General features: G+C 34.5%; 29 protein-coding genes and 1 pseudogene. 23 read left to right on the top strand and 7 right to left on the bottom strand.

Annotated features, from left to right (window positions below):
- Positions 1–53 precede the first annotated feature (53 nt).
- Positions 54–578, bottom strand: coding sequence for a CotY/CotZ family spore coat protein (locus ACIQLB_RS21820; protein ID WP_079559573.1), 525 nt, complete (start codon positions 576–578; stop codon positions 54–56).
- Positions 579–712: 134 nt separating this feature from the next.
- Between ACIQLB_RS21820 and ACIQLB_RS21815 the strand changes: the two genes are divergently transcribed.
- The 6 genes from ACIQLB_RS21815 to ACIQLB_RS21790 all read left to right on the top strand — a co-directional run bounded on the left by ACIQLB_RS21815 (position 713) and on the right by ACIQLB_RS21790 (position 3,977).
- Positions 713–1,117 carry a YhcN/YlaJ family sporulation lipoprotein gene (locus ACIQLB_RS21815; RefSeq protein WP_400730648.1) on the top strand — a complete coding sequence of 135 codons (405 nt, stop codon included), beginning with the start codon at positions 713–715 and terminating at the stop codon, positions 1,115–1,117.
- Positions 1,117–1,572 (top strand): stage V sporulation protein AC, encoded by a 456-nt coding sequence (gene spoVAC, locus ACIQLB_RS21810; protein WP_400730646.1) that lies wholly within the window; start codon positions 1,117–1,119, stop codon positions 1,570–1,572. The genes ACIQLB_RS21815 and spoVAC overlap by 1 nt, the downstream gene beginning before the upstream one ends.
- Complete coding sequence (locus ACIQLB_RS21805) at positions 1,566–2,561, top strand: stage V sporulation protein AD (protein WP_400730645.1); 996 nt, start codon at positions 1,566–1,568, stop codon at positions 2,559–2,561. Before spoVAC ends, ACIQLB_RS21805 begins: the two co-directional genes overlap by 7 nt.
- Before the next feature lie 16 nt (positions 2,562–2,577).
- Positions 2,578–2,937 (top strand): stage V sporulation protein AE, encoded by a 360-nt coding sequence (spoVAE, locus tag ACIQLB_RS21800; RefSeq protein WP_400730717.1) that lies wholly within the window; start codon positions 2,578–2,580, stop codon positions 2,935–2,937.
- Positions 2,938–3,002: 65 nt separating this feature from the next.
- The gene (locus tag ACIQLB_RS21795) at positions 3,003–3,206 is read left to right on the top strand and encodes a YjcZ family sporulation protein (protein ID WP_400730643.1); all 204 of its coding nucleotides are present in this window, start codon (positions 3,003–3,005) and stop codon (positions 3,204–3,206) included.
- 522 nt (positions 3,207–3,728) lie between these two features.
- Positions 3,729–3,977 (top strand): stage VI sporulation protein F, encoded by a 249-nt coding sequence (locus ACIQLB_RS21790; RefSeq protein WP_400730642.1) that lies wholly within the window; start codon positions 3,729–3,731, stop codon positions 3,975–3,977.
- A 168-nt stretch (positions 3,978–4,145) separates the two neighbouring features.
- On the opposite strand, the gene ACIQLB_RS21785 is transcribed toward ACIQLB_RS21790, so the two are convergent.
- From ACIQLB_RS21785 to ACIQLB_RS21775, 3 genes are all read right to left on the bottom strand, one after another.
- Positions 4,146–4,574 carry a GNAT family N-acetyltransferase gene (locus ACIQLB_RS21785; RefSeq protein ID WP_400730640.1) on the bottom strand — a complete coding sequence of 143 codons (429 nt, stop codon included), beginning with the start codon at positions 4,572–4,574 and terminating at the stop codon, positions 4,146–4,148.
- Between the two features lie 3 nt (positions 4,575–4,577).
- Positions 4,578–5,093, bottom strand: a complete 516-nt coding sequence (locus tag ACIQLB_RS21780) for a YjcG family protein (protein ID WP_400730639.1) — start codon at positions 5,091–5,093, stop codon at positions 4,578–4,580.
- 81 nt (positions 5,094–5,174) lie between these two features.
- Positions 5,175–5,894, bottom strand: coding sequence for an alpha/beta hydrolase (locus ACIQLB_RS21775; protein WP_400730637.1), 720 nt, complete (start codon positions 5,892–5,894; stop codon positions 5,175–5,177).
- A gap of 112 nt (positions 5,895–6,006) precedes the next feature.
- Between ACIQLB_RS21775 and ACIQLB_RS21770 the strand changes: the two genes are divergently transcribed.
- Positions 6,007–6,588 carry a phosphatidylglycerophosphatase A family protein gene (locus ACIQLB_RS21770; RefSeq protein ID WP_400730636.1) on the top strand — a complete coding sequence of 194 codons (582 nt, stop codon included), beginning with the start codon at positions 6,007–6,009 and terminating at the stop codon, positions 6,586–6,588.
- 7 nt (positions 6,589–6,595) lie between these two features.
- On the opposite strand, the gene ACIQLB_RS21765 is transcribed toward ACIQLB_RS21770, so the two are convergent.
- A complete protein-coding gene (locus ACIQLB_RS21765; protein ID WP_400730634.1) occupies positions 6,596–6,793 on the bottom strand; it encodes a hypothetical protein in 198 nt (65 codons plus the stop codon).
- A gap of 382 nt (positions 6,794–7,175) precedes the next feature.
- On the opposite strand from ACIQLB_RS21765, the gene ACIQLB_RS21760 reads away from it, so the two are divergent.
- The 7 genes from ACIQLB_RS21760 to ACIQLB_RS21730 all read left to right on the top strand — a co-directional run bounded on the left by ACIQLB_RS21760 (position 7,176) and on the right by ACIQLB_RS21730 (position 14,923).
- Positions 7,176–7,355, top strand: coding sequence for a hypothetical protein (locus tag ACIQLB_RS21760; RefSeq protein WP_400730632.1), 180 nt, complete (start codon positions 7,176–7,178; stop codon positions 7,353–7,355).
- A gap of 784 nt (positions 7,356–8,139) precedes the next feature.
- The gene (locus tag ACIQLB_RS21755) at positions 8,140–8,955 is read left to right on the top strand and encodes a thermonuclease family protein (RefSeq protein ID WP_400730630.1); all 816 of its coding nucleotides are present in this window, start codon (positions 8,140–8,142) and stop codon (positions 8,953–8,955) included.
- A 1,150-nt stretch (positions 8,956–10,105) separates the two neighbouring features.
- Positions 10,106–10,243, top strand: a complete 138-nt coding sequence (locus ACIQLB_RS21750) for a hypothetical protein (RefSeq protein WP_400730628.1) — start codon at positions 10,106–10,108, stop codon at positions 10,241–10,243.
- Positions 10,244–10,246: 3 nt separating this feature from the next.
- Entirely contained in the window at positions 10,247–10,375 is a 129-nt protein-coding gene (locus tag ACIQLB_RS21745) for a hypothetical protein (protein WP_400730626.1), read from the top strand.
- Between the two features lie 109 nt (positions 10,376–10,484).
- Complete coding sequence (locus ACIQLB_RS21740) at positions 10,485–11,927, top strand: spore germination protein (RefSeq protein WP_400730624.1); 1,443 nt, start codon at positions 10,485–10,487, stop codon at positions 11,925–11,927.
- A 588-nt stretch (positions 11,928–12,515) separates the two neighbouring features.
- Entirely contained in the window at positions 12,516–14,090 is a 1,575-nt protein-coding gene (locus tag ACIQLB_RS21735; RefSeq protein WP_400730623.1) for a hypothetical protein, read from the top strand.
- Between the two features lie 479 nt (positions 14,091–14,569).
- Complete coding sequence (locus tag ACIQLB_RS21730; RefSeq protein WP_400730621.1) at positions 14,570–14,923, top strand: hypothetical protein; 354 nt, start codon at positions 14,570–14,572, stop codon at positions 14,921–14,923.
- Positions 14,924–14,990: 67 nt separating this feature from the next.
- Here ACIQLB_RS21730 and ACIQLB_RS21725 read toward each other — a convergent pair.
- Positions 14,991–15,425 (bottom strand): annotated as a pseudogene (locus ACIQLB_RS21725) (tyrosine-type recombinase/integrase); the annotation flags it as partial.
- Between the two features lie 505 nt (positions 15,426–15,930).
- Here ACIQLB_RS21725 and ACIQLB_RS21720 point away from each other — a divergent pair.
- The 9 genes from ACIQLB_RS21720 (at position 15,931) to ACIQLB_RS21680 (ending at position 22,238) form a co-directional block, all read left to right on the top strand.
- Positions 15,931–16,659, top strand: coding sequence for a sulfite exporter TauE/SafE family protein (locus ACIQLB_RS21720; protein WP_400730619.1), 729 nt, complete (start codon positions 15,931–15,933; stop codon positions 16,657–16,659).
- Positions 16,660–17,259: 600 nt separating this feature from the next.
- Complete coding sequence (locus tag ACIQLB_RS21715; protein ID WP_400730617.1) at positions 17,260–17,850, top strand: histidine phosphatase family protein; 591 nt, start codon at positions 17,260–17,262, stop codon at positions 17,848–17,850.
- A 164-nt stretch (positions 17,851–18,014) separates the two neighbouring features.
- Positions 18,015–18,617, top strand: a complete 603-nt coding sequence (locus tag ACIQLB_RS21710) for a nucleotidyltransferase domain-containing protein (protein ID WP_400730616.1) — start codon at positions 18,015–18,017, stop codon at positions 18,615–18,617.
- 148 nt (positions 18,618–18,765) lie between these two features.
- Entirely contained in the window at positions 18,766–19,188 is a 423-nt protein-coding gene (locus tag ACIQLB_RS21705; protein ID WP_400730615.1) for a hypothetical protein, read from the top strand.
- Positions 19,136–19,762 carry a phosphotransferase gene (locus ACIQLB_RS21700; RefSeq protein ID WP_400730715.1) on the top strand — a complete coding sequence of 209 codons (627 nt, stop codon included), beginning with the start codon at positions 19,136–19,138 and terminating at the stop codon, positions 19,760–19,762. The genes ACIQLB_RS21705 and ACIQLB_RS21700 overlap by 53 nt, the downstream gene beginning before the upstream one ends.
- Before the next feature lie 189 nt (positions 19,763–19,951).
- Positions 19,952–20,470, top strand: coding sequence for a GNAT family N-acetyltransferase (locus tag ACIQLB_RS21695; RefSeq protein WP_400730613.1), 519 nt, complete (start codon positions 19,952–19,954; stop codon positions 20,468–20,470).
- Positions 20,471–20,602: 132 nt separating this feature from the next.
- Positions 20,603–21,076, top strand: a complete 474-nt coding sequence (locus ACIQLB_RS21690; protein WP_400730611.1) for an 8-oxo-dGTP diphosphatase — start codon at positions 20,603–20,605, stop codon at positions 21,074–21,076.
- A gap of 131 nt (positions 21,077–21,207) precedes the next feature.
- A complete protein-coding gene (locus ACIQLB_RS21685; RefSeq protein WP_400730610.1) occupies positions 21,208–21,672 on the top strand; it encodes an NUDIX hydrolase in 465 nt (154 codons plus the stop codon).
- Between the two features lie 116 nt (positions 21,673–21,788).
- Positions 21,789–22,238 carry a hypothetical protein gene (locus tag ACIQLB_RS21680; protein WP_400730608.1) on the top strand — a complete coding sequence of 150 codons (450 nt, stop codon included), beginning with the start codon at positions 21,789–21,791 and terminating at the stop codon, positions 22,236–22,238.
- A 520-nt stretch (positions 22,239–22,758) separates the two neighbouring features.
- On the opposite strand, the gene ACIQLB_RS21675 is transcribed toward ACIQLB_RS21680, so the two are convergent.
- Positions 22,759–22,953 (bottom strand): 4-hydroxyphenylacetate 3-hydroxylase C-terminal domain-containing protein (locus ACIQLB_RS21675; protein ID WP_400730606.1); only part of this gene is annotated, 195 nt, incomplete at its 5' end.

The raw sequence follows: 22,953 nt of genomic DNA, 5'->3' as shown, positions 1-22,953 counted from the left end.
AGCAGAGGATGCTGTACACTTTTTTTATGTGTAGTGTGTCAAAGGAGAAAAGATTATTCACAAATCCCTAAGTCAACATCAGCAATACATTGTACAGCGCAGAAGCATGATAAATCTACAGTGATACAGCTCTCAGTTGAATTCCAATCATCTACTTTACATATTTTTTTCATGTTGACACAGCAGCCATCTCGACTTAATAGATCGACTGTACTTTCACTGGAGTCAAATGAACATAAAGGCTCTAAAACACGCAAGGTAGCGCAGCACTCATCGAACATATCTTCTACACGGAAAAATACTGATGTACATATACATGGATCTGCTGTTGGTGAACTGAAAAATGCTTTAAACGGAGTACCGTCTTTTGTAATTAACATGAATACACGTGTATCTGCATGAGAGCGTGCAGGACTTACAATGCCTCCAAGTGGTTCTAAGAAACAGTTAGCTGTACATGGTTGACATTCTTCTCTCACCGCTTGATTCTGAATGTCTAAGATGGCGCGTACTACGTCACAAACGCAGCCTGCTGAATGGATTGGTCCAATAGGATTTGTTGGCTTGCCACAACCCATATTGTCACCTCCTTTCCTTGTTACTACTTCTACAATATGTGCTTATGAAAAATGGACTCGGGCTTTCGTATATATAGTTAAATGAATAGTTTTTTTATGTATGGAGAAACTTTAAAGAAAAGGAGGGTAAAAGCTTGAAGCTATTAGGAATGATGTTACCTCTATTAATCAGTTTATCGCTTTTAAGTGGTTGCGGTGAAAAAGAAAAATTTATTGTCTACGGTTCACCGGAAAATGAAAAGGAAGTTGAAGCCATTTTAAAAGAACAGGACTTTGTAGACAAAACAACGGTTATTCAATATGACAATAGTATGCTTGTAGCAGTGCAAATTAAACCATGGGATAAGTGGAAAAAGGCTAAATTAGAGAAAAAGTTGCAAAAGAAATTTGATGAAAAATATCCAAACAAAGATGTTTTTGTCTCAGCTGATTATAAAATATTTTATGAAGCCAATAAAATAAAAAGGGAACAAGTTGAAGATACTAAACTGAAAGATAAAATTAAGAAATTGAAAAAGCTTGCAAAGGAGGAAACATAGTGGAAAAAGAACAATACCAACAATTAGAACAAAATGTCACGCCGAAACCGCCCTATTTTAAGAATGTTGCAAAGGCATTTCTAGTAGGCGGTCTTATTTGTACAATCGGGCAGGCCGTATCACTTTTTTATATGATTTTCTTTGATTTTACTGAAGCGACAGTCGGAAATCCAACAGTTGCAACAATGATATTTTTCGCCATGATTTTAACTGGTTTTGGCTTATATAAGAAAATTGGTCAATTTGCTGGAGCCGGATCAGCTGTCCCTGTTACAGGGTTTGGTAATGCTGTTATTTCTGCTGCCATTGAGCATAGATCTGAAGGATTAGTACTCGGTGTTGGAGGGAATTTATTTAAATTAGCTGGGTCAGTTGTATTATTTGGTGTTGTCTCCGCCTTTTTTATTGCACTTATTAAATTCATTCTTGTGACGATAGGAGTGGTTTCATGGTAATTGTCTTTCAATCGAAGCCGTCCTTAATAGCAGGTGGTGTGGTAGCAGGTCCACTAGAGAAACGTAGTATATTTAGTCAACATTTTGATGCGACCTATGATGATGAACGTTGGCAAATGAAAACAAATGAACAAGGTCATCGAAAAATGGTTGAAGAGGCCTGTGAATTTGCTATGAAAAAAGCGGGCGTGAAAAATAAGGACATTGATTACTTTATGGGCGGCGATTTGGTTAACCAAATGACACCAACCAATTTTGCGGCCAGAGACTTAGACATTCCTTTTATCGGATTATTCTCAGCGTGTGCCACCTCTATATCTTCCGTAATTGTTGCGAGCCTGTTAACAGAAGTAGGTGCCTCCAATTTATCGCTAGCTGGTGCATCTAGTCAACACAACGCGGTTGAGCGACAATTCCGCTATCCAATCAATTATGGCTCACAAAAGCCCCAAACTGCTCAATGGACGGTAACGGCTGCTGGTTATGCTCTTGTTGGTAAACATCAAGAAGAATACCCTTCTATTGAAGCAGCAACTATTGGAAAATCGGTTGATTATGGTATGGATAACCCTTTTCATATGGGTGCAGCGATGGCACCTGCCGCTTTTCAAACAATTCAATCACATTTAGAGCAGCGAAATCAAAAAATTTACCATTATGATTTAATTTTAACAGGCGATTTAGGTCAACTTGGCATAAAACTTCTAAAAGGAATGTTTGTTGAGAGTGGCATAAAGAGCGAAGAGTTAAAACCTTTACGTGATGCAGGTGCTGAGTTTTATGGACAGGATGAAACGTTCCAATCCGGTGCAAGTGGTGCAGGCTGTTCGGCAGCTGTTTTTTTTAGTTATGTGATCCAACAGATGCGAGCAGGTACCTATAAACGAGTACTTCTTGTGGCGACAGGAGCATTACTGTCTCCGCTTTCATTTCAACAGGGCGAGACAATTCCATGTACGGCACATGCGATTGAAATTACAATGAAATGAGGCAAAAGCTATGGTTATGACATTTGTGTTTGCATTTTTTGTAGGAGGCATTATTTGCGCCATAGGTCAATTATTAATGGATGTTGGTAAATTAACACCTGGACATACATTGAGTACTTTAGTCGTAGCTGGTGCAATTCTTGCTGGAATGGGTTTGTATGACCCACTTATTAATTTTGCTGGTGCTGGTGCAACTGTCCCTATTACATCTTTTGGAAACTCCTTAACGCATGGTGCAATTGTTGAGGCGGAAAAACATGGGCTTGTAGGTGTGTTAACTGGGATGTTTGAGGTGACAAGCTCAGGTATCAGTGCTGCCGTTGTTTTTGGCTTTATCGGAGCATTAATATTTAAACCTAAAGGAAATGTTGATTAGACGAATACCCCACCCATTTTTACAACGCTAACATATTATAGGTTGTAGAAGGGAGGGGTATTTTTATGGGATATCAAGGCTGGGGTGCACATCCGTATGGAGGGCATGCTGATGGGTGTTACGGAGGAGATTATGGAGGTTACTATGGTGGTCACCATGACGGAGGCCATGGAGGTTACTATGGCTACGGACATGGGCATAGTTCAACTTTTATCTTAATTGTTGTTCTATTCATTCTCCTGATCATTGTTGGCGCTGCTTGCATATAATTTGATTAACTTCTTTCAGCAGACGTCTCCCACCTTTATAAGTGGTGAGATGAATGCGGGTTTAGCTATTTTTCAGCGGATGTCCAAACATTTGCTGAAATAAAGGAACTCAGTCTAAGAACGCCACGTCTTGTGGCAACGACTGAGTGACCAACGTCCTGTTGGCCTAAAGCCTCCGGCGGAAGTTACGGAATCGGAAAGGAGTTCATAAAGGATGTTAGCCTAAAATCATCGCATCCATGCGATAACGGCTAACTGACCTGCATCGGTAAAAACGCCACGTCCTGTGGCATTACCGAAATGACCGACATCGTGTCGGCCCTCACGCAGGCCTAAGCACAAAGCCGATTCCGAACGCAATTATGCCGAGGCATAATTGATTGTGACAGTAGATAGAGGCTTTAACTTTTCTTCAGAGTGCTCCATTTTCTGAATAAAGTTTAAAGCTTTCACTAGTTGTCATAGGTTTAGTAGATGAAATGAAGTAGGAAAAATTTAATTTTAACTGATAGGAGGGGGAACATGAATCGCTCGTTGTTTAATTCAATTGAACAAAAAACTGGAGTATCAATGGATGAAATCTTCGCATTAGCAAATGAAATTCAACATGCTGATTTTACAAATGAAAAACAAGTAAGAAAAATCGTACGGCGCGTAAGTAAGATGTCCAAGAGACAAATTACGCAAGAGCTTGAAGATAAGTTAGTACAATCTATTATTCAAGATGGTAATTCACTAGATTTAGATAAAATTACTAAAATGATGAAATAACATGAATCTACTATGCAAAGCAATATATCTAAAAGGTTGATTTAAATGGATTTTCATTTATAAATCAACCTTTAAAGCATTGTAGAGAAATAAAAAGGGTGTTACGATATGCATCAGCATTTACGTAACACCTATTTTTTGATCAATTATGCCTTGGCATAATTGCGTTTAGATCATTTTTTCCATAGCACGATGTGGGATACCAGCATCCATAAATTCAGGTGATGTTACCGTATAGCCAAGCTTTTCATAAAACGGAATAGCATAGCTTTGTGCATGAAGTTTTAGTTTTTTCTTATTTATTGAAATGGCGTGCTTCTCCATTTCATTCATAATTAAAGCACCTAGTTTTTTGCCACGTTGATCTAGTAAAATACAAACACGTTCAATTTTTGCAGCATCGTTCTCGATACTTCTTAAACGTGCAGCACCTACAGGGTCATCGTTTTCGTACATAATGAAATGCGTTGCAGATGCATCCTCAGCATCACATTCTAGATGAAGCGGCACACCTTGCTCTTCAACAAAAACTTGTTTGCGGACTGCAAACGCATCCTCATGTTCTTTCGCTGTTTCAACAATCTTAACGGTATACAAGGATTACTCAGCTCCTGACAAACGGAAAGTTTCATATGTTGTCCACGAGCCATCTTCCAATTGGTATAAAAGATGAATACGATCAATTGTATCTTTTTCGTCAACACCTGTCATACGTAATTGCCCAAAGATGTCATCGTGCTCGGAATCTGTCATTTTTTGAGCAATAGTAATATGTGGTACAAATACGTGTTTTGACTCACCAAAAGGTACTTTTTCTTCTAAAACTTGGCGGAATGCTGTTAATTGTTCAGTTGGTTCAATGCGGAAATAAATCGCATTTGTTGTTGGGAAAAATGAACTTATGCGTAATGCATGAATGTTTAAAGGTGCATATTTGGCAGCAAGCTCATCTAATTGCTTTACGACAGATTGAATATCTTCTTCCGTTGCATCGAAGCTGTCTTTTAATGTTATATGCGGAGTAATTTTCGCATAATGAGGGTCATAACGTTTGCGATAAGTATTCGCTAAATCTTGCAATTTTTTTGATGGAAATGCCACAATACCGTACTTCATAGGCCATTACCTCCCGAAAATAAACAATTTTTTATTTAAGTATAACAGAAATTTCCGATTTCGTAATTTGAATCGTCCATATTAATTGAAATTTTCAATTAATGCGCGACGTAAATCAGGTTTCCAATATTTCCATGTATGATTGCCATCGAATTCTTCATAAAATGTAGAAAATCCTTTGTTTAACATGAGATTATGCAGCTGACGATTTGGTGTTAAAAAATCTTTAATGGTTTTATCCATCGAGACTACTTTATCTTCCTCTTTGCCGACAATATGGTAAATGGAAATTGTGCCTGGATCTTTAAAATTCTCTACAGCTTGCAGAACATTTTCGTCAACATACGGCGATTGTAAAATGACCTTGCCAAAAATACTTGGGTATTTTAATGCTGCCATTAAGGAAGCGGTTGCAGCCATTGAATCACCAATAACCCCACGACTCATTCCCATTTGATAGGTTGCATATTCAGCGTCTAAATAAGGCACAAGCTCATGTGCTAAAAAACGAAGGTATGCTTCATGTTGCTCTCCACTAGGAATATATTTATGACGTCGATCCTTAATGTCCTTATAAGGAACGAATGCAATGATTAAATTTTCGATTTCATAGTCATCGATAAGTTCATCAGCAAGTTTTGTAATACCTCCAAGCTGGAAATAATCTTTGCCGTCTGATGCAATTAAAATATTATATTTATACAGTGGAGAATAATTTGCAGGAACATAAATATAGAGCTGTAATTCCTCCTGTAATGCTTCACTATAGAACTTTAAATCCTGTACAGTTCCCTTATCCAATGATGACACTCCTTCTCATGTTTGTAACAAAATTGTACCATATAGCTAAAGTAAAGGTATAATAGGTTGGGCTAGCACTATTCTAGTAATAAAATCGAAGTGAGGGATAGTTATGCATGATAAAAGTACTCGTATACACTCTGATGAAGTAGCGAAGGCAGCCCAAGCTGCACTTATTCGTCGCGGTGTATCGCTAAAGGATATTGCTGAAATTGTTTATGAAATGCAAAAATCCTATAATGAAGGTTTAACATTAGATCACTGTGTTCATTCTGTTGAGCGTGTATTACGTAAGCGTGAAGTTCAACATGCTTTATTAGTAGGGATTGAACTAGATGAACTTGCAGAGAAAAAGTTATTATCGGCACCATTACAACAAATAGTAGAATCCGATGAGGGTTTATTTGGTGTGGATGAAACAATCGCACTTGGAGCTGTTTTTACATATGGTAGCATAGCGGTAACAACTTTTGGACACTTAGACAAGCAAAAAATCGGTATTATTAAGAAGTTGGATACAGAACCTGGCCATCATGTAAATACGTTTTTAGATGATTTAGTTGGCAGTATCGCAGCCTCTGCCGCATCACGTATTGCACATCGTATGCGTGACTTAGAAGAAGAAGGCGGCACATTTGCAGATATCGAGCCAGAAGAGCTAGGACCAAAATCAAAATCACATAATGAGATTTAACATAGAATTAATATATATAACAGAGCCTTCTCAATAATTTGAGGAGGCTCTTTTTAAGTTGTAATATGGCACCTCCGGCAAAACGAGGGTTGATTTCCGTTCCGACTAGGCGCAATTCTTGCATTTTATCAGCGATTTTCGTGATGTTATCGGCAATTATCGGCATTTTATCAGCGATTTTCATGATGTTATCAGCGATCGGCATTCATCGCGCGTTTCCTCCGCTTTTGTTTTTGCTGCCGCTACGTTAACACTCCGCTTTCGCACCAAAAACATTTGTTGGACAAAGCAGATCATCAGACCACTGTGAACAGAGCATCTTCAATAATTTGAGGAGGCTCTGTTTTTTAGTATGCTTAGCCGATTGTTTTGTATACTCATACCGATGTATAAAATAGGACATTCAAACACACTATAAGATAGAAAATAGTCAGGTTGCCATTGCAACTACATAACTTGAATGTAGTAGCCTGATATTTTACAATAGAAACATCGTGAAAACTATAAGGACTTTTGATGAGTTAGGGATTCTTTTAGAAGCTTCCTTAAAGTGTGATAAAGATGAAAAGTTGTGAGGGAACTACTACATGAAAATGCAAGATATAAAAACGTTAATTACGAGTGGTACAATCATTCTTGCTGTTGCATTGTATATGATTTTTGGCAGATCACCAGCCCAAGAAAAGGATACTACATCTACTGACCAGCATGGTACTATTTCTATTGAACAAGTAGAAAAAAAACAGGAAATAAACGCTTTGATGTAGACTTTATTAAAGCATATGATGGTTTATCACTATAAAACTGTACATTATAATTTTGTACACATTAAAATCGTAAAGTGTTGATATAACTATGGTTTCATGTGAGTCTCCAAAATAGATGTGTACACATTATAATTTAGTTAATTATAGATTTTAGCCATATCTTGATTAATTATATTTGTATGAAAGTGTACATATTAACTTATGTAGAATAATGATGTACCAAGTATGATATGTAAATATTGCTTAATTATATAGTTATTATGATCTTCGGTTTTTGAAACTGAAGATTTTTTAATGAGTAGGGTAATACTCTAATCACTATTGAAAAATTCTTCAGCTGAAAACAAATCAAATTTATTTTGATATTAGTGGACTATAATAGATTTAAATAAAGTATTAATAAATGTTAGAGAAGAGGTACTGAAAATGAGTGACAAAGATATTAAGACGTTAATCACTAGCGGCACAATTATTTTGGCTGTTGTGTTGTATTTAATTTTTAGATAAATTTTCTGGTCTTCAGTTTATAATTTAACTGGGGTTTTTTGATTTTATGAAAAGGTAGGATCAGAAATTATATTATTAATGGGGAAGACAATGTTGAATCTTATAAAGTAGGTGGAAGAAATTCGTGCCAAACTAAAATGTTTGAAGCACTAAAGGTATCAGTTTGGTTTATTACGGAGGCATTGTCTAACTTGGAATCGTATAATTAAAATTTAGGAAAATGATATATAAGGAAAATAAATAATATATTTTATCTTTAAGAAAGTAGGATACTGATTTGAAAAAATTCTTTTTGACTTTGTTCTTTTCTACATTGCTTATAAGTGGATGTACGGAAGAAACTAGCACAGATATTATTGAAACTGAAGATATACAAGGAATTGTAGCTTCAACAAAGGAAACTGCTGAAAAGTACGATGTGAGTAAATTTGAAGAATACGAACTACAAGATATAATTGACGGCGACACAATAAGAATAAAATATAAGGGTAGCTCAGAAAAAGTACGTTTTCTTCTTGTAGATACCCCTGAGACTAATCATGAAACGTTAGGGGAGCAACCTTATGGGCCAGAAGCTAAAGAATTTGCAAAGCAGCTACTAGCTGGTCAAGATATGGTTTATTTAGAATTTGACGTTTCGTATCGTGATAAATATAAAAGATTACTAGCATATGTTTATACTAAAGATGGTATTAGTGTTCAAGAGCAATTATTGAAAAATGGATTAGCTCGCGTGGCATATATTTATAATCCAAATACGAAGCATGTAGATTGGTTTAAATCTATTCAAAAAACTGCGCAAAAATCTGCTATTGGTATTTGGTCAGTTGAAGACTATGTAACGAATCGTGGATACGATAAAGATGTATATTATGCTGCAATAAAAGAAGGAAAGCAGTCTAACATAAATGAGGATAAATCGAATACTAATAACAATAAGGGCAGTTGCGAAATCAAAGGAAATATTAACTCCAAAGGTAACAAAATTTTTCATATGCCAGGGCAACGTGACTATGAGAATACAGTAGCAGAGAAGATGTTCTGTACTAAAGAAGAAGCAGAAGCTGCTGGGTTTATTCCAGCTAAGCAATGAATTAGTTTAATTATTTATAGTTATTTTTCAAATATAATTATAGAAAGAGATACTCGTTTGCCACAAAAAAAGTGGTTGTATAATTGTATATTTAAAAGTAAGGAACCGCCAATCATATTGATTGGCGGTTATATTTTTACTTAGATTTATAATACCTATATTTCCCTTTCCCGAAAGGAAATCGCAGGCGAGTAGAAGACATAGTATCACATTTTGTATTGGACAAATAAATGGTTATTTTACAGTTTCCAGACGATACTTTTTGGCGAATATATGCCCTTTATGTAGCAATGAATATCGAATCCATCTCACCTTAGCTGATCATGACTATTTTAATTTGGATGACCCATTATTGTATAAGTCCATATCTATTGATAATGTTACAGGTTTTATAAACGAGCATTGTGTATTTTTAAACTGAACTAATATTTATAAAATTTAGTTGAATAATTTATGAGTAAAATCTACTCTTAAATTATTCAACTAACGGTGCAGGTTAGTCCAATAAGGAATTCCATTTTTATAACGAATTTAAAATTAGTTTCGGTGAACCGTATCATAAATAAGTGAGGTTTATTTGAAATATAGGAAAGCACCGTTCTAGATTAATGCATTTTGTGTTTATTTAGAAAGAAATTTATGGTAATAATACTTCTTGCATCAATTTAGATTTATAGCTAGATAATCTAATTAAAAGGTGATTATATAACAAAAATTAAAAAAATGTTCACTGATGAAGATGATTTACCAGTATTTGGCGCATAGCCGTATATTGAGCTGGCTCCTTTCGAAACTAAAGAAAGTAAATTAGACTTACTAATATTACTTACACTTTATGGTGAAAGACGAGTGACTCCTTCTGCTTCAATTCCCTTTGTTATCTTCCAACTACCCAAAGTTGTAAGCTAACTCAAAGTTGAACCTGTAAGACCTCATCGTATTGCCCTGAAGCAACAGTCAATCTAATTTGTTAGTGTTTTATTCAACTAACGGTGTAGGGTTAGTTGAACAAGCGTAAATAATTCTATAGACCTTATTTGGATAGAATTGGTAAGATTATCAGAACATAACCCAAAAAATATTCAGTATAATTTTATCCTAATTTCCAATACTAAATTTGTATAAAAAATAAGGAAGGATGTTTTTATTAGTGAGATTTCTTACATGGGGTGTAATTGGTGCTATTATTTTGAGTGTAGTTAAAGTATTGCAAAATGGTACTCTTCAACAACTGACAAAAAATATTTCAAACAAATTAAATCTACAGAATGCTCAACAAATGATGTAGCCAATGCAAAAGACACAATCCTCGCAGCAAAAGTTTCAGCCTTTACAACAAATGAACCAATCTTCACAACAAATGAATCAATCATTACAAAATACAGCCATTAACTCTTCATCGAGTAATTCATCGAAATAATAATGTAAACAAATAAATAATTGCTATGATTTAGAGGAATTAGGTGGAAAAGTTTTTTGAAAATGAAAACTTTTCCTCGAATTCACCATAAGTAGGGGAAAGACATTCAATGGACCAAATAAAAAATTTAAAATCGTTGAAAGAACTATTTAAATTTTCAGCTGATGTGATGTTTCAATCATATAACTTTTTTCAATATAAAGTACATTTTATTACATGTGATTCAATGATTGACGAACAGTTATTAAATGGTGTTGTTGTTACTAGAATTCAATCCTTATTATATGGTTTATCTACTGAATTATTAGAAATAAAAATAATGAACGATTTGCATTTACCTAATCTGAAAAAAGTAAAAAAAAAATCTGATGCTATTACACTGGTTTATACAGGGAATGTACTATTGTATTTTGAAGAAGAAAACATACTATTCTCAAGTGATATTTCAAAAAAACCAAATCGAAATCCTGAAGAAACCCTAATCGAATCAGTTTTAAAAGGACCGAGAGACAATTTTATTGAAGATATTTTTATCAACATTGCTCTAATACGTAAAAGATTACCCACCAATTCATTTAGTGTAGAGAATTTTGAAATTGGTAGACGTTCCAAAACAAAAGTAGCGATGCTTTATATGAACGATATAACAGATAAAGAAATAGTGAATGAAATTAAGAAGGATCTAAAACAAATAGACACAGATATTGTGTTTAGTGGTGATGTATTAATGGGGGAAATGGGCAAAGTAACGAAAATTATACCTAAACATGATTATACAGGTCGTCCTGACTTTGCATTGCAAGCCTTAATGAGAGGACGAGTTATTATTTTAGTTGATGGAGTATCGTATGCCATTATTGTACCAATTAACATAACACTACTTTTTAAAACAAGTGAGGATTATGAGTATCCCATTATTGTAAGTTCTGTAGAACGTTTATTACGTTTAGTAGGTATTTTTATTAGTATGTTTTTACCGGGATTTTGGATTGCTATAACGACATTTCATCAAGAGCAACTACCTATATATTTTTTAGCGACGTTAGTAGAAGCGAGAACAGGAAATGTACTACCAGTCGTGTTGGAAATGTTTTTAATGCTATTACTGTTTGAATTGTTTTATGAAGCAAATCTTCGTCTTCCATCTATTATCGTGGGGACACTAAGTATTGTAGGCGGATTAATAATTGGTAATGCAGCAGTTAAAGTTGGCTTAACATCTGCTCCAATGCTTATAGTTTTTGCTATTTCAAGCATTTCAGGTTTTACATTAGTTAATCAATCCTTTATAGCAGGGACAGGTATTTTAAGGTTTTTAATTTTATTGGGATCTGCTATTTTTGGCCTATTCGGCTTCTTTATATCAATGTTCTTCATTTTTCTTTATTTAGCAAACGTACGGGTATACGGTGTTCCCTACTTAACTATTGTGGCAGATTTGGATTGGCCTGATTTTAAAAAATCCTTTGTGCGTCTATCTCAAAAAGGAAATAGTCAACGTCCAAAATTTTTAAAACCGCAAGATAAAACACGGACACATGAAAAGCTCTAGACATAAAAAATCTAGAACTAAAAAAATTAAGCAGTCTTTTTTCGTGATTTTTACACTTTCGAAATAGAACGTATTTGTACGGGTATATGGAACATACATTATTTTCTGTTGATAAGTCTAGTTATCATTTTGTAAAAGTAGATCAATCTAAACATATTTGTAATATTTTCTTTTAAAACTTAACTAAGTTATTATGAACCCCAATTTAGAGATACATTGGTAGTTCCAAGTTGATGTATATGGAATGAACGATTGAAAATACTTAAAGATGTAGTAAAAACAATTAAAACACTTATAGAGAAAGTTGGATTACTAAATGATTTTTCATAACACAATGCAACAGAAAGTTTTTCGAACTGTAGATTTGGATACAGGTGGTGTGATATATCGAACTCCAACAGAGATTATTACGTTAACGGAAAATAAGTTCTTGTATCACCTGTTTAGGCTTCTTATTGTAGTTGGGTTAATAAGACAATGAAACAATTTCTTACCTTAATCAGTTTACTATTGGTATTGTCTACTATTGCATGTCCTATCAAGGCGGAAATAAATACTATTCCTATCATAAAAGAAGGTCATGAGAGCATGAAACAAGAAAGAGAAACAAATTCATTAAGCAATATCAATGTTCCGAATAGACCTCCGAAGAATCCCTTTTTAGTAGATGGACTATCTGGTCTCTCTCATTGGGATCCTGCCCAGACGGATTCAACTGTGGTTCCAGCTCCTTCTGGGATCAAGAAAATTCCTAAAAAAAAGATTCAACGCATTCCTGGTGGTTTAATCAATATCTGCTATGTGAGTGGTCCGGTATATCCTACAGGAGAACAGACTATTTGGTTGGCAAACAATAATCGTATTGCCAAAGTTCTGATTGATGATAAGCAATTTAAATTAATTTCCGAGTTTAAGATTCCTGGTCAGACTTATTTATCACCCCAAGATGCTGATGCAGTAACGGATAAGTTAGATAGTTTCGAAAGTGAGAACGAGTTATTGGCTTATATCAATAAGAACTTCCCTAAATATGTGGAAGATATTGCTGTTCGTTCCGGAGTGTATCCAATGATGGATTATGAAGGGAATTTTTATACCGTTGTGAATGATAGCATTATGGTTTTTGGAGACAAGCATTCGTATGATCCATTTTCGGACATTGAATTAAAACGGAAATTTACACTGCCAAAGGAGTTATTAAATCCAAACATGAAATTGTCTGATGCATTGTTAGGATTGAATCTTACTTATGATGGCCAAGTGGTCTTTGTAACTGGAGGCGGTGTAGTTGGGGTTATTGATCGCTATTTCAAAGAACAAGTGCAGTATATTAAGCTGAGTGAGGAAACTATTTCAAACTCCTTTTCTCTTGATGAAAAAGGCGGTATTTACGTGGTATCCAGTAAATATATGCACAAATTTGTCTGGGATGGTAAGAAGCTCAGTGATAATCCAAAGGATGGGGCCTGGAAATCGGAGTATGAAGTGGGAGAAGCAGCAGGTGGTATAAAACTTGATGTGGGGTCAGGATCTACTCCGACTCTTATGGGGTTTGGTGATGACAAAGATAAACTTGTCGTCATCACGGATGGTTCCAAAGTGATGAACATTGTTGCTTTTTGGCGTGATGAAATTCCAACCGACTTTAAGCAGCAGTCTGGAACAAAGTCTCGTCGTATTGCCGGACAAATGAAAGTGAACCTCGGGCAGAATAATTTGAAAGAAGCACAGTCAGAGCAATCGGTGGCTATATTGGGGTATGGTGCTTTTGTAGTCAATAACAGTCTTCCTGATAAACTTCCGACAAAGCTTGAAAACGTTGTTGTTTCTGGGGTGACACGACCAGGGCCAAAAGGTGTAGAAAAATTTGAGTGGGATTTTAAAACGAATGAGTGGAAAAGAGCATGGGCGAATCCTGATGTGAGTTCTCCATCGGTAGTACCTATGGTAAGTGCGGGTAGTAATCAAGCTTATTTCAATGGTTATGTTGATGGGGCTTGGGAGATTACTGGACTCGACTGGGATACAGGAAAGGTTAAAACGCGCCTAATTTTAGGGGACAGTCAAGCATATAATGGAGCTTATTCCTTGATTCAGGTTTTGCCAGATGGTGATATTGTTTACGGGGGTTTAACTGGATATCTGAGAATCGATGCCAAATAAATAAAATAAAAAAAATTTGTGGAGTTGTTTATTTAATAAGTAAATAAAAAGGTTTACTTCTTGTTATAAAAGGGGTAAGCCTTTTTGTTACTACTGATAATGATGGATTATGTTACTCGATATAACCAGTAGCGAAAGAATTAGTAATTGATCATTCAATGGTAAGACATTGGGTCTCAGACAAGAGACTACTAAAATGCCACAGTAGAAGAATTTTATTGCTCTTTGTAATATGGTTACTAACCAACAACACTTGGAAGAGTTTCAAAGTAACCAATGGCTTTACAAAGTTTGGTTATAAGTGAAATGAAAAATTCCTAAAATCCATTAGATTCTTAGGGGTGAGATGACTTCTTATTGAATTTTTATATTATTTTGACTATTAGGGTTGTGAAGAAATGCACTTAAACTAACGGGGCAGTTTAGCGGCCAAGGAAATTGCTTTTATTTGTAGAAGTCATGTAGGAGGGATTGGTGTAATGGATAATAATATTTTGATGTTCACAATACTAATTTTATTTCAGTTGGCAGTCGTTAGTATAGTTTTGGCTATTTTTTCCTCAGTCTTTGTGAAAAGCAGAAAGAAAGGACTTGTGTTTTTAACAATCTATATTTTACTAAGTATATACAGCCTTTATGATGTATATAAATACTCTGCGATATTGGGTAGTATGTTAATAATCTACATTAGCTTAGGAGTAGTTACTTATTTTGTTATTAAAGAGACTCTCAAATGGAACAGAAATTTAGATTCTTCAACTCCCATGAAAGATTTTAATCATCTTTCATTTTCTGTGGTGTGGCGCTGGTTTTTGCGCTACATGGGTGGCTAACGGGTGCTTTAGTCAAGTGGGAGCAAAGTCTTTTAAGACATTGCTCCTTTTACATTTAAAAGTACTTCTAATAATACTCTTTCCTTAGCCTCCCGCTTAATTGAGCGTAGATCCTAGTTGTTTCGCTTTTCTCATGCCACATAAGACTTTGTATGACATTGTTCAACAAATGCGTTGCATAGCTGTGTCTAAGTTGATGTGGATGAATTTCTTTATTGATTTCAGCAAGATTTGATATCCGCTTGATGATGTATCGCATTTGGGCAACACTCATTTTATGTGGCTGCCTTACTGTCACGAAGATGGCAGGATTATTGTCAGTACGGCTTTCAATATAACGTTTAAGCCATATGTCACAACGCGTATTAAAATAAACCTCCCTTTCCTTATCACCTTTTCCTCTAACGATTGCGGATTGATTGGACCAATTAATATGGTTCTTTTCTAAGGCAACTATTTCTCCAATTCGGCAACCAGTAGAAAACATGAATTCGAAAATTGCTGATATTCCACTAATGGGGTGCAAGAGTTAAACAAGATGTTGCTGCGGCAGCATCTTTTTTCTTATTGAGCTAACGGTGTAGGTTTATTGAATAAAAAGTAACAAGATACGAACGTTATAGGTTATTTGAATAAGCTATTGTAAACTTTATTGGCTCAAGCTAAAATTATAAAGCTATTAAAAAGGTAGATCCAATGATGAGTGTACTATCTTTGAATGCAGGGGTTATTTGTATAGTTATTATATTGTGTATTTACATACCTGAGATGAGAAAGCCGAGTCTGTTAAGGAAAAGTGAATGGAATTTTTTGATTTTGTTATAGACCCTTTATAGGATTATCAAATATGTTTTATTTGCTATATGGTTTATTAAGTATGCTCAAATTTACTTGGAGTATTTATCTAACAGGTGCCTTAGTAGAATATCCTTGAGCTGTTTTGAGTTTGGAAGAGGAAATTAGATTTATTGAAACACATTAAATAAAGATTCTAGGGAGTGTTGTGATTGGGAGGATATTTATTTGTATTATTTGTAGGATTGGTAGCCGGGGTTGTAAGCGGCGTTATTGGGACAGGATCATCTATCATGTTATTGCCTGTTCTGGTCTTTACATTTGGTCCAAAGCAAGCCGTACCCATCATGGCAGTTGCTGCTATAATGGCGAATATTTCGAGGGTTATTGCCTGGTGGCGTGAAATAAATTGGAAAGCTTTTGCTGCATACTCCGTTACAGGTGTACCTGCCGCAGCGATGGGTGCCGGTACTTTGTGGGTATTGCCAGAGCAAATGGTCAATATCGGACTCGGCATTTTTTTTCTGGCTATGATTCCTTTAAGGCATTGGCTCGATGCAAAAAAAATACATATTCGCTTATGGCAGCTTTCCATTGCTGGTGGATTTATCGGATATTTGACGGGTATCGTTCTTTCGACCGGTCCTCTAAGTGTCCCGGCATTTACTTCCTATGGGTTGATGAAAGGAGCATTTCTTTCTACGGAAGCTGTTAGCTCACTTGTACTTTATATTAGCAAGGTTGTGACTTTCCAAGAGCTCGGAGCACTTCCGATAGAATCGATTTTACAGGGAGTTATCATAGGTACCTCACTCATGCTTGGCACGTTCGTTGCCAAGAGAGTGGTGCAACGTATGAGTATTGTCTCATTCCGATATGTCTTGGATGTTCTCCTCTTGTGTTCCGGACTTTCGATGCTGTGGACCGCATTCACTCTGTAGTTCAACATAGAGCGACACGCTGTTAAAAAGTAATGTTTATATGAGTATCTTATTTATCTAAACGAAAATTAATTTAAAACGAACTAAGAACTCTATTTTATTGATTACAATAGTTATTTTTAACTCTTTGGAAAAACAGGGACTCCAGTTTAACAAGAAAGAAGAAACAGCAGCCGGATAATATTCAACTACCAAGTGCTTTAATTTGAAGAAGATAGCAAAACCAGAAGCAACAATTTTTTGAGAAAACAGCCTATTAAATTAACGGAGCAGCATAGCAGGCCTCTGCCTTATGAATAGACCGAACGAAGGAATGTAAGCGCGAATGACGCTAAGAGACATGGGAGGGTACGTCGTCATAAGTATCGCAGAGATCCATTGTGCATCACATAGTGGATAAAAAAGCTAATGATTTCCATTAGTTTTAGCGAAGCGTACAGCTAACTTGTAAAATAAAACAATAAATTCAAAACACTGTTTGTAAATGAAGTGAAAAATTATTTTTTCTTCATCACGAAATGATGGAAACCGTTCATGCATCAATGTTTATAGAGGGAGTATAGTTTTATACTTATTTAAAAGATATAAGGGGGAAAAGGCATGCAAATACTATTAATTCGCCACGGAGAATCTGAAGCAGATATTTTAAACGTACATGAAGGAAGAGCTGATTTTGAATTAACGGAAAGAGGTAGAAAGCAAGTGGGAAGTTTATCACAAAAAGTAAAAAATGATTTCCCACCAGATTTTATATGGGCAAGTACGTTAAAAAGAGCACGTGAAACTGCTGAAATATTAGGAGAAACTATTGGATGCCCAGTGCAATTGGAAGAAGAATTAATGGAGTTTAATAATGGTGTACAAGCTGGATTATCCTTTGAAGAAGCGAAAAAGTATCCTGAGCCAAAATTTTTTCATGAAAGTTTTGAAAATGGAGAGACATTCATAGAATTTCGAATGAGAATTGAAACGATATTTTCTAAGATTGTGACAGGAAATACATATGAGCGAATAGCGATTGTTGCTCATGGTGGGGTAATTAATAATATATTACGTGCATTTTACCAAATGCCAATCAACATGGATTATTATTTTAAAATTGGAGATACAGGAATTAGTTTAATTGAACTTACTGATAAGGAAAAGGTAATTCACTTTATAAATGATACGAATCATTTAGGAAATATATAGGATAACTTTCTTGAAAAATTTTGTTCAACTTTTTAAGAAAACACACTATTTTATCAATAGAATCCCACCGTTAATTTTAAAACGGTGGGTTTTTATAACGAAAATCAACGTTTACAGGATACTTTTAATCAAATTTTATTTCAACGCTACGGGAGGACGTTTATTTGAGGACAGATATAGATAATTGGGAATCAATCACCGTAACAGAGATTTATAAGCTCTTTTCTATTATTCCAATTAAATGGGGTATTGCAGGGGGATGGGCTTTAGATTTACATTTAGGCAAACAGTCAAGGGTACATGATGATATAGATGTAATAATGCTTCGAGAGGAACAATTGACTGTCTATAATCATTTGTCAGGTGATTGGATGTTATACAAAGCAGAGAATGGGAAACTTGTTCCTTGGCAAGAAGGCGAGTTTTTAAAAACCACAAATGACATTTGGGTTACTAAAAGCAGTAGTTCTCCCTGGGCTTTTCAAATTATGTTAGTAGAGACAGAGCAACAATCCTGGATGTACAGGAGAGAAAAATCTATTCGAAGAAGGTTAGAGGATATGTTTTTAAGAACAGATGATGAGATACCTTACCTGAGACCCGAGATTCAACTCCTTTATAAAGGTGGTAGCTCAAAGGTTAGAGAAAAAGATTTTCAAGATTTACAAATTATGCTTCCATATTTACTGCCTGAACAAAGGGATTGGTTAAAAATGACTTTGAAAAGACAATTTCCAACTGGTCATTCGTGGCTTGATTATATCTAAGTGTGAAATATGATTCAAAACATAAATTGTACCAAATGTTAAGTGAACTGTGTGGTAACAAACAACAAGATATAAAGATACTTTAATGTAAACTTGAGAGATTTAGTAAATAAGGTATTCCACTACTTAACTCTAAGGAGATATAAAATTGTACCAACTAATAAAAGAAGCACTTGAACCATACTCATTAGGGAACAAATCACTAATTATAGAAAAAGAGCTACACATAGGAAGTTGGAATAATGACCTACATTATAAAATAGTTGCTGATGGAAAAAAAATTTCTGCAAGGTTCATTAAATCGGAGCGTTCCCCCAACACTGTATTTGGAGAAATCACAAATAATATTTTATTTGAACAAACCAAATTTTGCCGATTTCTTATAAATAATCAAGTTCCGTTTATGCATTTATTCCCCGTTTCAGAAGATTTACCGTTTACAACTATTGAAATAGAAAATGAAAGTTATCGTTTTATACTATTTGAATGGATTGAAGGAGAACATATTACTCATTGTGATGAGTACATTGCAGAGGAATTTGGTAAAATGGGATATTTCAAGTTTATATAAAAGTTCTGCCTTTCCGAAACAATCTCAACTTGTTGGCTACTCCCAATTTGTTGATAATCTCCGAAATACGGTTGAGACATCTTACATATCATTAGAAAATTTGAAAATGGTAGATGAGTATCTTGAAACAACCGAATATCATATAGAAAATGCCAAAACGAAGCAATTTGATTTTATTATACAATCAGATTTAAATCCACTTAATATTATCTGGGATGAGAATAGAAAAATAAAAGGGATTGTTGACTTTGAATCAATTGGCTACAGTGATAGGATAGAGGGTTTAGCTTGGCTTATCAAATGGTATTCCAGAACAAATGGAATAACTTCAACTGAAATGTCTCCCATTGTCGCTAATGCCTTGATAAAAGGTTACAAAATAAATGATTTTCTTTGTGAAAATGATTTTTACCGTCTATCTTCACTAATATGGTTATCTGGTTGCATAAATTGGAATTTCGTAAGAAATACAATTAGAGTTTTAGAAACTAATAATGAAGAACTATTAAAAAATCATCTGGATGCTTATAAACAGCGTGGTGAAAGATTATTGCAATTAATTCCGAATAAATAGGATTATTGAAAAAATAATAAGGTGGAAAGTACTTGAGATATACAGAAAGAACGTTAAGAATTCTAAAATATGCAGAAACAGAAGCTGAAAGGACAATCGTTATAAGCAAATTGGTGAAAATGTTTGGCATAATGAATAAAAATATTGGATTTCTTGTTGAACTAACGGGGCAGGATTGTTGAAGAAGGAATGAATATTTATAATAGTGATTTATTGAAGAATAAGGAAGTGGAAATAACAATGAACTACATAATAAGATTAGCGAATGAAAACGACTTATCGGGTTTATGTGATATTAGAAATAATAAAGATTTATTCATGAATTATTTAAAGCAATTTGAAAAAAGGGAAGTATATTTGGCAATCGCTGAACAAGACTCACTTATATTGGGTTTTGGAGTTCTTAAATTAAAGGGCACTTTGCTTCCTAAATTAAGTGACTTATATGTAAAAGAGGATTATCGGGGTAATGGTATAGGTTCAGATTTAATTAGGTATAGAGAAAATATTGCAAAGAGTTTAGGTTATTCTGAGATATTTGTGAGTGTTGACCTAATAGAAAATCCCAAAATGATAAAGTTAATTAGCAAACACGGTTACGAAACTACCTCCAACTCATATTTAAAAAAAGCTATATTTTATAATGATGATGGTACGACCTATAATAAAACCTACACAAGAATTGATTTAAAGAAGTTGTTGAACTAACGTGGGGCTTTAATTGAAGATCATTGAGTTGCATATGCAGCTCTTTTTTTCTTATTGAACTAACGGAGCATTTAGTGGAAAAGGTACTAAGAAATATATAGTAAAATTAAAATAAAAAATACGGGGGAAGTAATGGGTAATTCTATAAATTATAAAATGTGGACTGTTTGCATGATTCAAAAAGAAGACAAGGTTTTACTACTTGATAGACAACACGATAAGTTCAAAGGGTTTATTCCACCTGGTGGCAAAGTTGAATTTCCTGAGAGTATCGTAGAAAGTGCAATTAGAGAAGTAAAAGAAGAAACTGGTTTAGAAGTAAGTAACCTTATTTTTAAAGGTCTCTATGAATATGTAAATCCAGTTGCTATGGATAGATATATGATTTTTAACTACATCACAAAAGATTTCAAAGGAGAATTACTTGAAGATGCACCAGAAGGAAAGGCAGTTTGGGTAAATATAAAGGAAGCAGATAACCTTCCGATGCAGCAATCTATTCGAAGAAGATTCCCTTTATTCTTTAAAGAGGGGACATTTGAAATACAAGTTGAATGGAATCATGCAGAAAATAAAGAGGGAAAAGTTACTATAAAGAAGACTTAACTAACGGGTGTGACTGTTCAATTGAACCGTAGCTTTTCACTAATGCCAAGGTTAGTTCGATACATATATAAGCAGGTTGGTTGAAGAAAGGTCAAATTTATTTTAAGGTTATTTTTGGGAGGAGATAAGCAATGAGGGCACCTTATCAAGTTTTGGTATTTCCTTATATAATCACTGACAATTCTATTGAATATGCAATTTTTAAGAGAAGTGATTATGGATATTGGCAGGGATTAGCTGGTGGTGGAGAAGAGGGTGAGACTCCTATCGAATCAGCTAAACGAGAAGCATTTGAAGAGGCTGGTATTACAAGAGATTATCCATATATTGAATTAGATTCTATGTCTTCACTACCAGTAGAAGATGTAGTTGGGAAATTCCTTTGGGGAGAAGACGTTTATGTATTAAAAGAATTTTCTTTTGGTGTTAAAGTTCCTACAAAAGATATATCTTTATCAAAAGAGCACCTCAACTACAAATGGTTATGTTTTGAAGAGGCAGTAACGCTTTTGAAATGGGATAGCAATAAAACGGCGTTATGGGAATTGAACAAAAGGTTATTAAATCGGATTAACACCAAGCAAAAGTTTGTATAAAAAAATATTTAAGCTAACGGGGCAGTTTAGTTGAAGAGTGTTGTTTAACTTGTTGTTAAATACTCTGGCCATTTAATGGAGGCAGCGTGCTAATATTAGTTGTAGGGGGTGTGGACTTGAAAAAGACTTTTATAATATTAATAGGACTACTTATAATAGGCGTTGGATTCATAGTATTTTTCAATGGTAATCAGAAGCAAGAAGACCCAAAAATACTTTCACAATTAGAGGACAAAGGAAATGTTAATGGCAAAAGGGAATTCCTTTTCAGTCTTACTAATGTTGGGGAAAACAAGGCAGAGTTGGAATTCCCCACTTGGTTAGAATACAATTGGTCAATCGGTGATTTAGATAACAAAGAGATACCTTCTGAAGAAATAATAGTGGAAAACATAGATTTAAATGAAAACGCCAATGAGGGTAGAATATTGGTATTAGAACCTAATGAGAAAATTGAATATAGATTATTGATAAGTAAAATTCCAAAAGGAAACTATGAAATCGCTATTGACTCGTCATCGGGGTATGGTAGCACTCATAGTCAAGAATTTACAATTGAAAAGTAGTTTTCACTAATTCAGCAAATCGGGCGCGATTGTTGAAGAAGCGTCGCTGTCCTTATTAAACTAACGGGGTGCTTTACTTGAAGATCATTGAGTTGCATATGCAGCTCTTTTTTTATTGAACTAACGGGGCAGTTTAGTTGAATAAGAAAACAGAATCCAAAAGCAGGTTAGTTGAAGAAGGATTAGAATAGAAGAACAAAATTAAATAAGAGTTTTATAAAAAATTAGGTCTTATACTTTATAAAAGATAATAGAGCAGTTTTATTGAATTAAAGAAGAAGAGAGTTGGATTGGTTATAGGTAGGAAAGGATCAGAAATCCCTTACCACGCTTCATAAAAACATATTGCATTTAATGTTGATTAAGAGGATTTAAAGAAAGCTAAAATATCGTTAAAATAGCATGGAATCATTGCAAAAATAGGAGAACGCTCAATGTATAAAAAGATTGAGCGTAGTATTTTGATCCTAAAAAGGAATTATTTAACCTGTATTCACTTAAGACAATAATAGAATTTCTATTACCCTTCTTTTTTTAGATTCAAGAAATTACTAATTACCTTTACATATTCATTTTTTGGATATTTCTTATATAAATCGCTGGATAATCGAATCGGGTCGCCAAAAAAGTATCGCTCATACTGGGTTTGTCTTGTTCCAAATGAACTCATCGTTAGATCCCAAGCTAAACGAAATATTTTTACTCGTTCCTCTGC

Source organism: Lysinibacillus sp. NPDC092081, from assembly GCF_044755845.1.
In the GTDB taxonomy this organism is placed as follows: Bacteria; Bacillota; Bacilli; order Bacillales_A; family Planococcaceae; genus Lysinibacillus.
Note: the sequence above shows the minus strand (reverse complement) of the source record. Positions and strands in the feature narration are given on the sequence as shown.

Coding starts and splice junctions, on each gene's coding strand:
- ACIQLB_RS21820 (WP_079559573.1), bottom strand. CDS start 578: ATGGGTTGTGGCAAGCCAACAAATCCTATTGGACCAATCCATTCAGCA.
- ACIQLB_RS21685 (WP_400730610.1), top strand. CDS start 21,208: ATGAGGGCACCTTATCAAGTTTTGGTATTTCCTTATATAATCACTGAC.
- ACIQLB_RS21700 (WP_400730715.1), top strand. CDS start 19,136: ATGAGTACATTGCAGAGGAATTTGGTAAAATGGGATATTTCAAGTTTA.
- ACIQLB_RS21795 (WP_400730643.1), top strand. CDS start 3,003: ATGGGATATCAAGGCTGGGGTGCACATCCGTATGGAGGGCATGCTGAT.
- ACIQLB_RS21745 (WP_400730626.1), top strand. CDS start 10,247: ATGCAAAAGACACAATCCTCGCAGCAAAAGTTTCAGCCTTTACAACAA.
- ACIQLB_RS21765 (WP_400730634.1), bottom strand. CDS start 6,793: ATGCCGATCGCTGATAACATCATGAAAATCGCTGATAAAATGCCGATA.
- ACIQLB_RS21770 (WP_400730636.1), top strand. CDS start 6,007: ATGCATGATAAAAGTACTCGTATACACTCTGATGAAGTAGCGAAGGCA.
- ACIQLB_RS21690 (WP_400730611.1), top strand. CDS start 20,603: ATGGGTAATTCTATAAATTATAAAATGTGGACTGTTTGCATGATTCAA.
- ACIQLB_RS21805 (WP_400730645.1), top strand. CDS start 1,566: ATGGTAATTGTCTTTCAATCGAAGCCGTCCTTAATAGCAGGTGGTGTG.
- ACIQLB_RS21780 (WP_400730639.1), bottom strand. CDS start 5,093: ATGAAGTACGGTATTGTGGCATTTCCATCAAAAAAATTGCAAGATTTA.
- spoVAE (WP_400730717.1), top strand. CDS start 2,578: ATGACATTTGTGTTTGCATTTTTTGTAGGAGGCATTATTTGCGCCATA.
- ACIQLB_RS21695 (WP_400730613.1), top strand. CDS start 19,952: ATGAATATTTATAATAGTGATTTATTGAAGAATAAGGAAGTGGAAATA.
- ACIQLB_RS21735 (WP_400730623.1), top strand. CDS start 12,516: ATGAAACAAGAAAGAGAAACAAATTCATTAAGCAATATCAATGTTCCG.
- ACIQLB_RS21740 (WP_400730624.1), top strand. CDS start 10,485: ATGGACCAAATAAAAAATTTAAAATCGTTGAAAGAACTATTTAAATTT.
- ACIQLB_RS21760 (WP_400730632.1), top strand. CDS start 7,176: ATGAAAATGCAAGATATAAAAACGTTAATTACGAGTGGTACAATCATT.
- ACIQLB_RS21715 (WP_400730617.1), top strand. CDS start 17,260: ATGCAAATACTATTAATTCGCCACGGAGAATCTGAAGCAGATATTTTA.
- ACIQLB_RS21730 (WP_400730621.1), top strand. CDS start 14,570: ATGGATAATAATATTTTGATGTTCACAATACTAATTTTATTTCAGTTG.
- ACIQLB_RS21790 (WP_400730642.1), top strand. CDS start 3,729: ATGAATCGCTCGTTGTTTAATTCAATTGAACAAAAAACTGGAGTATCA.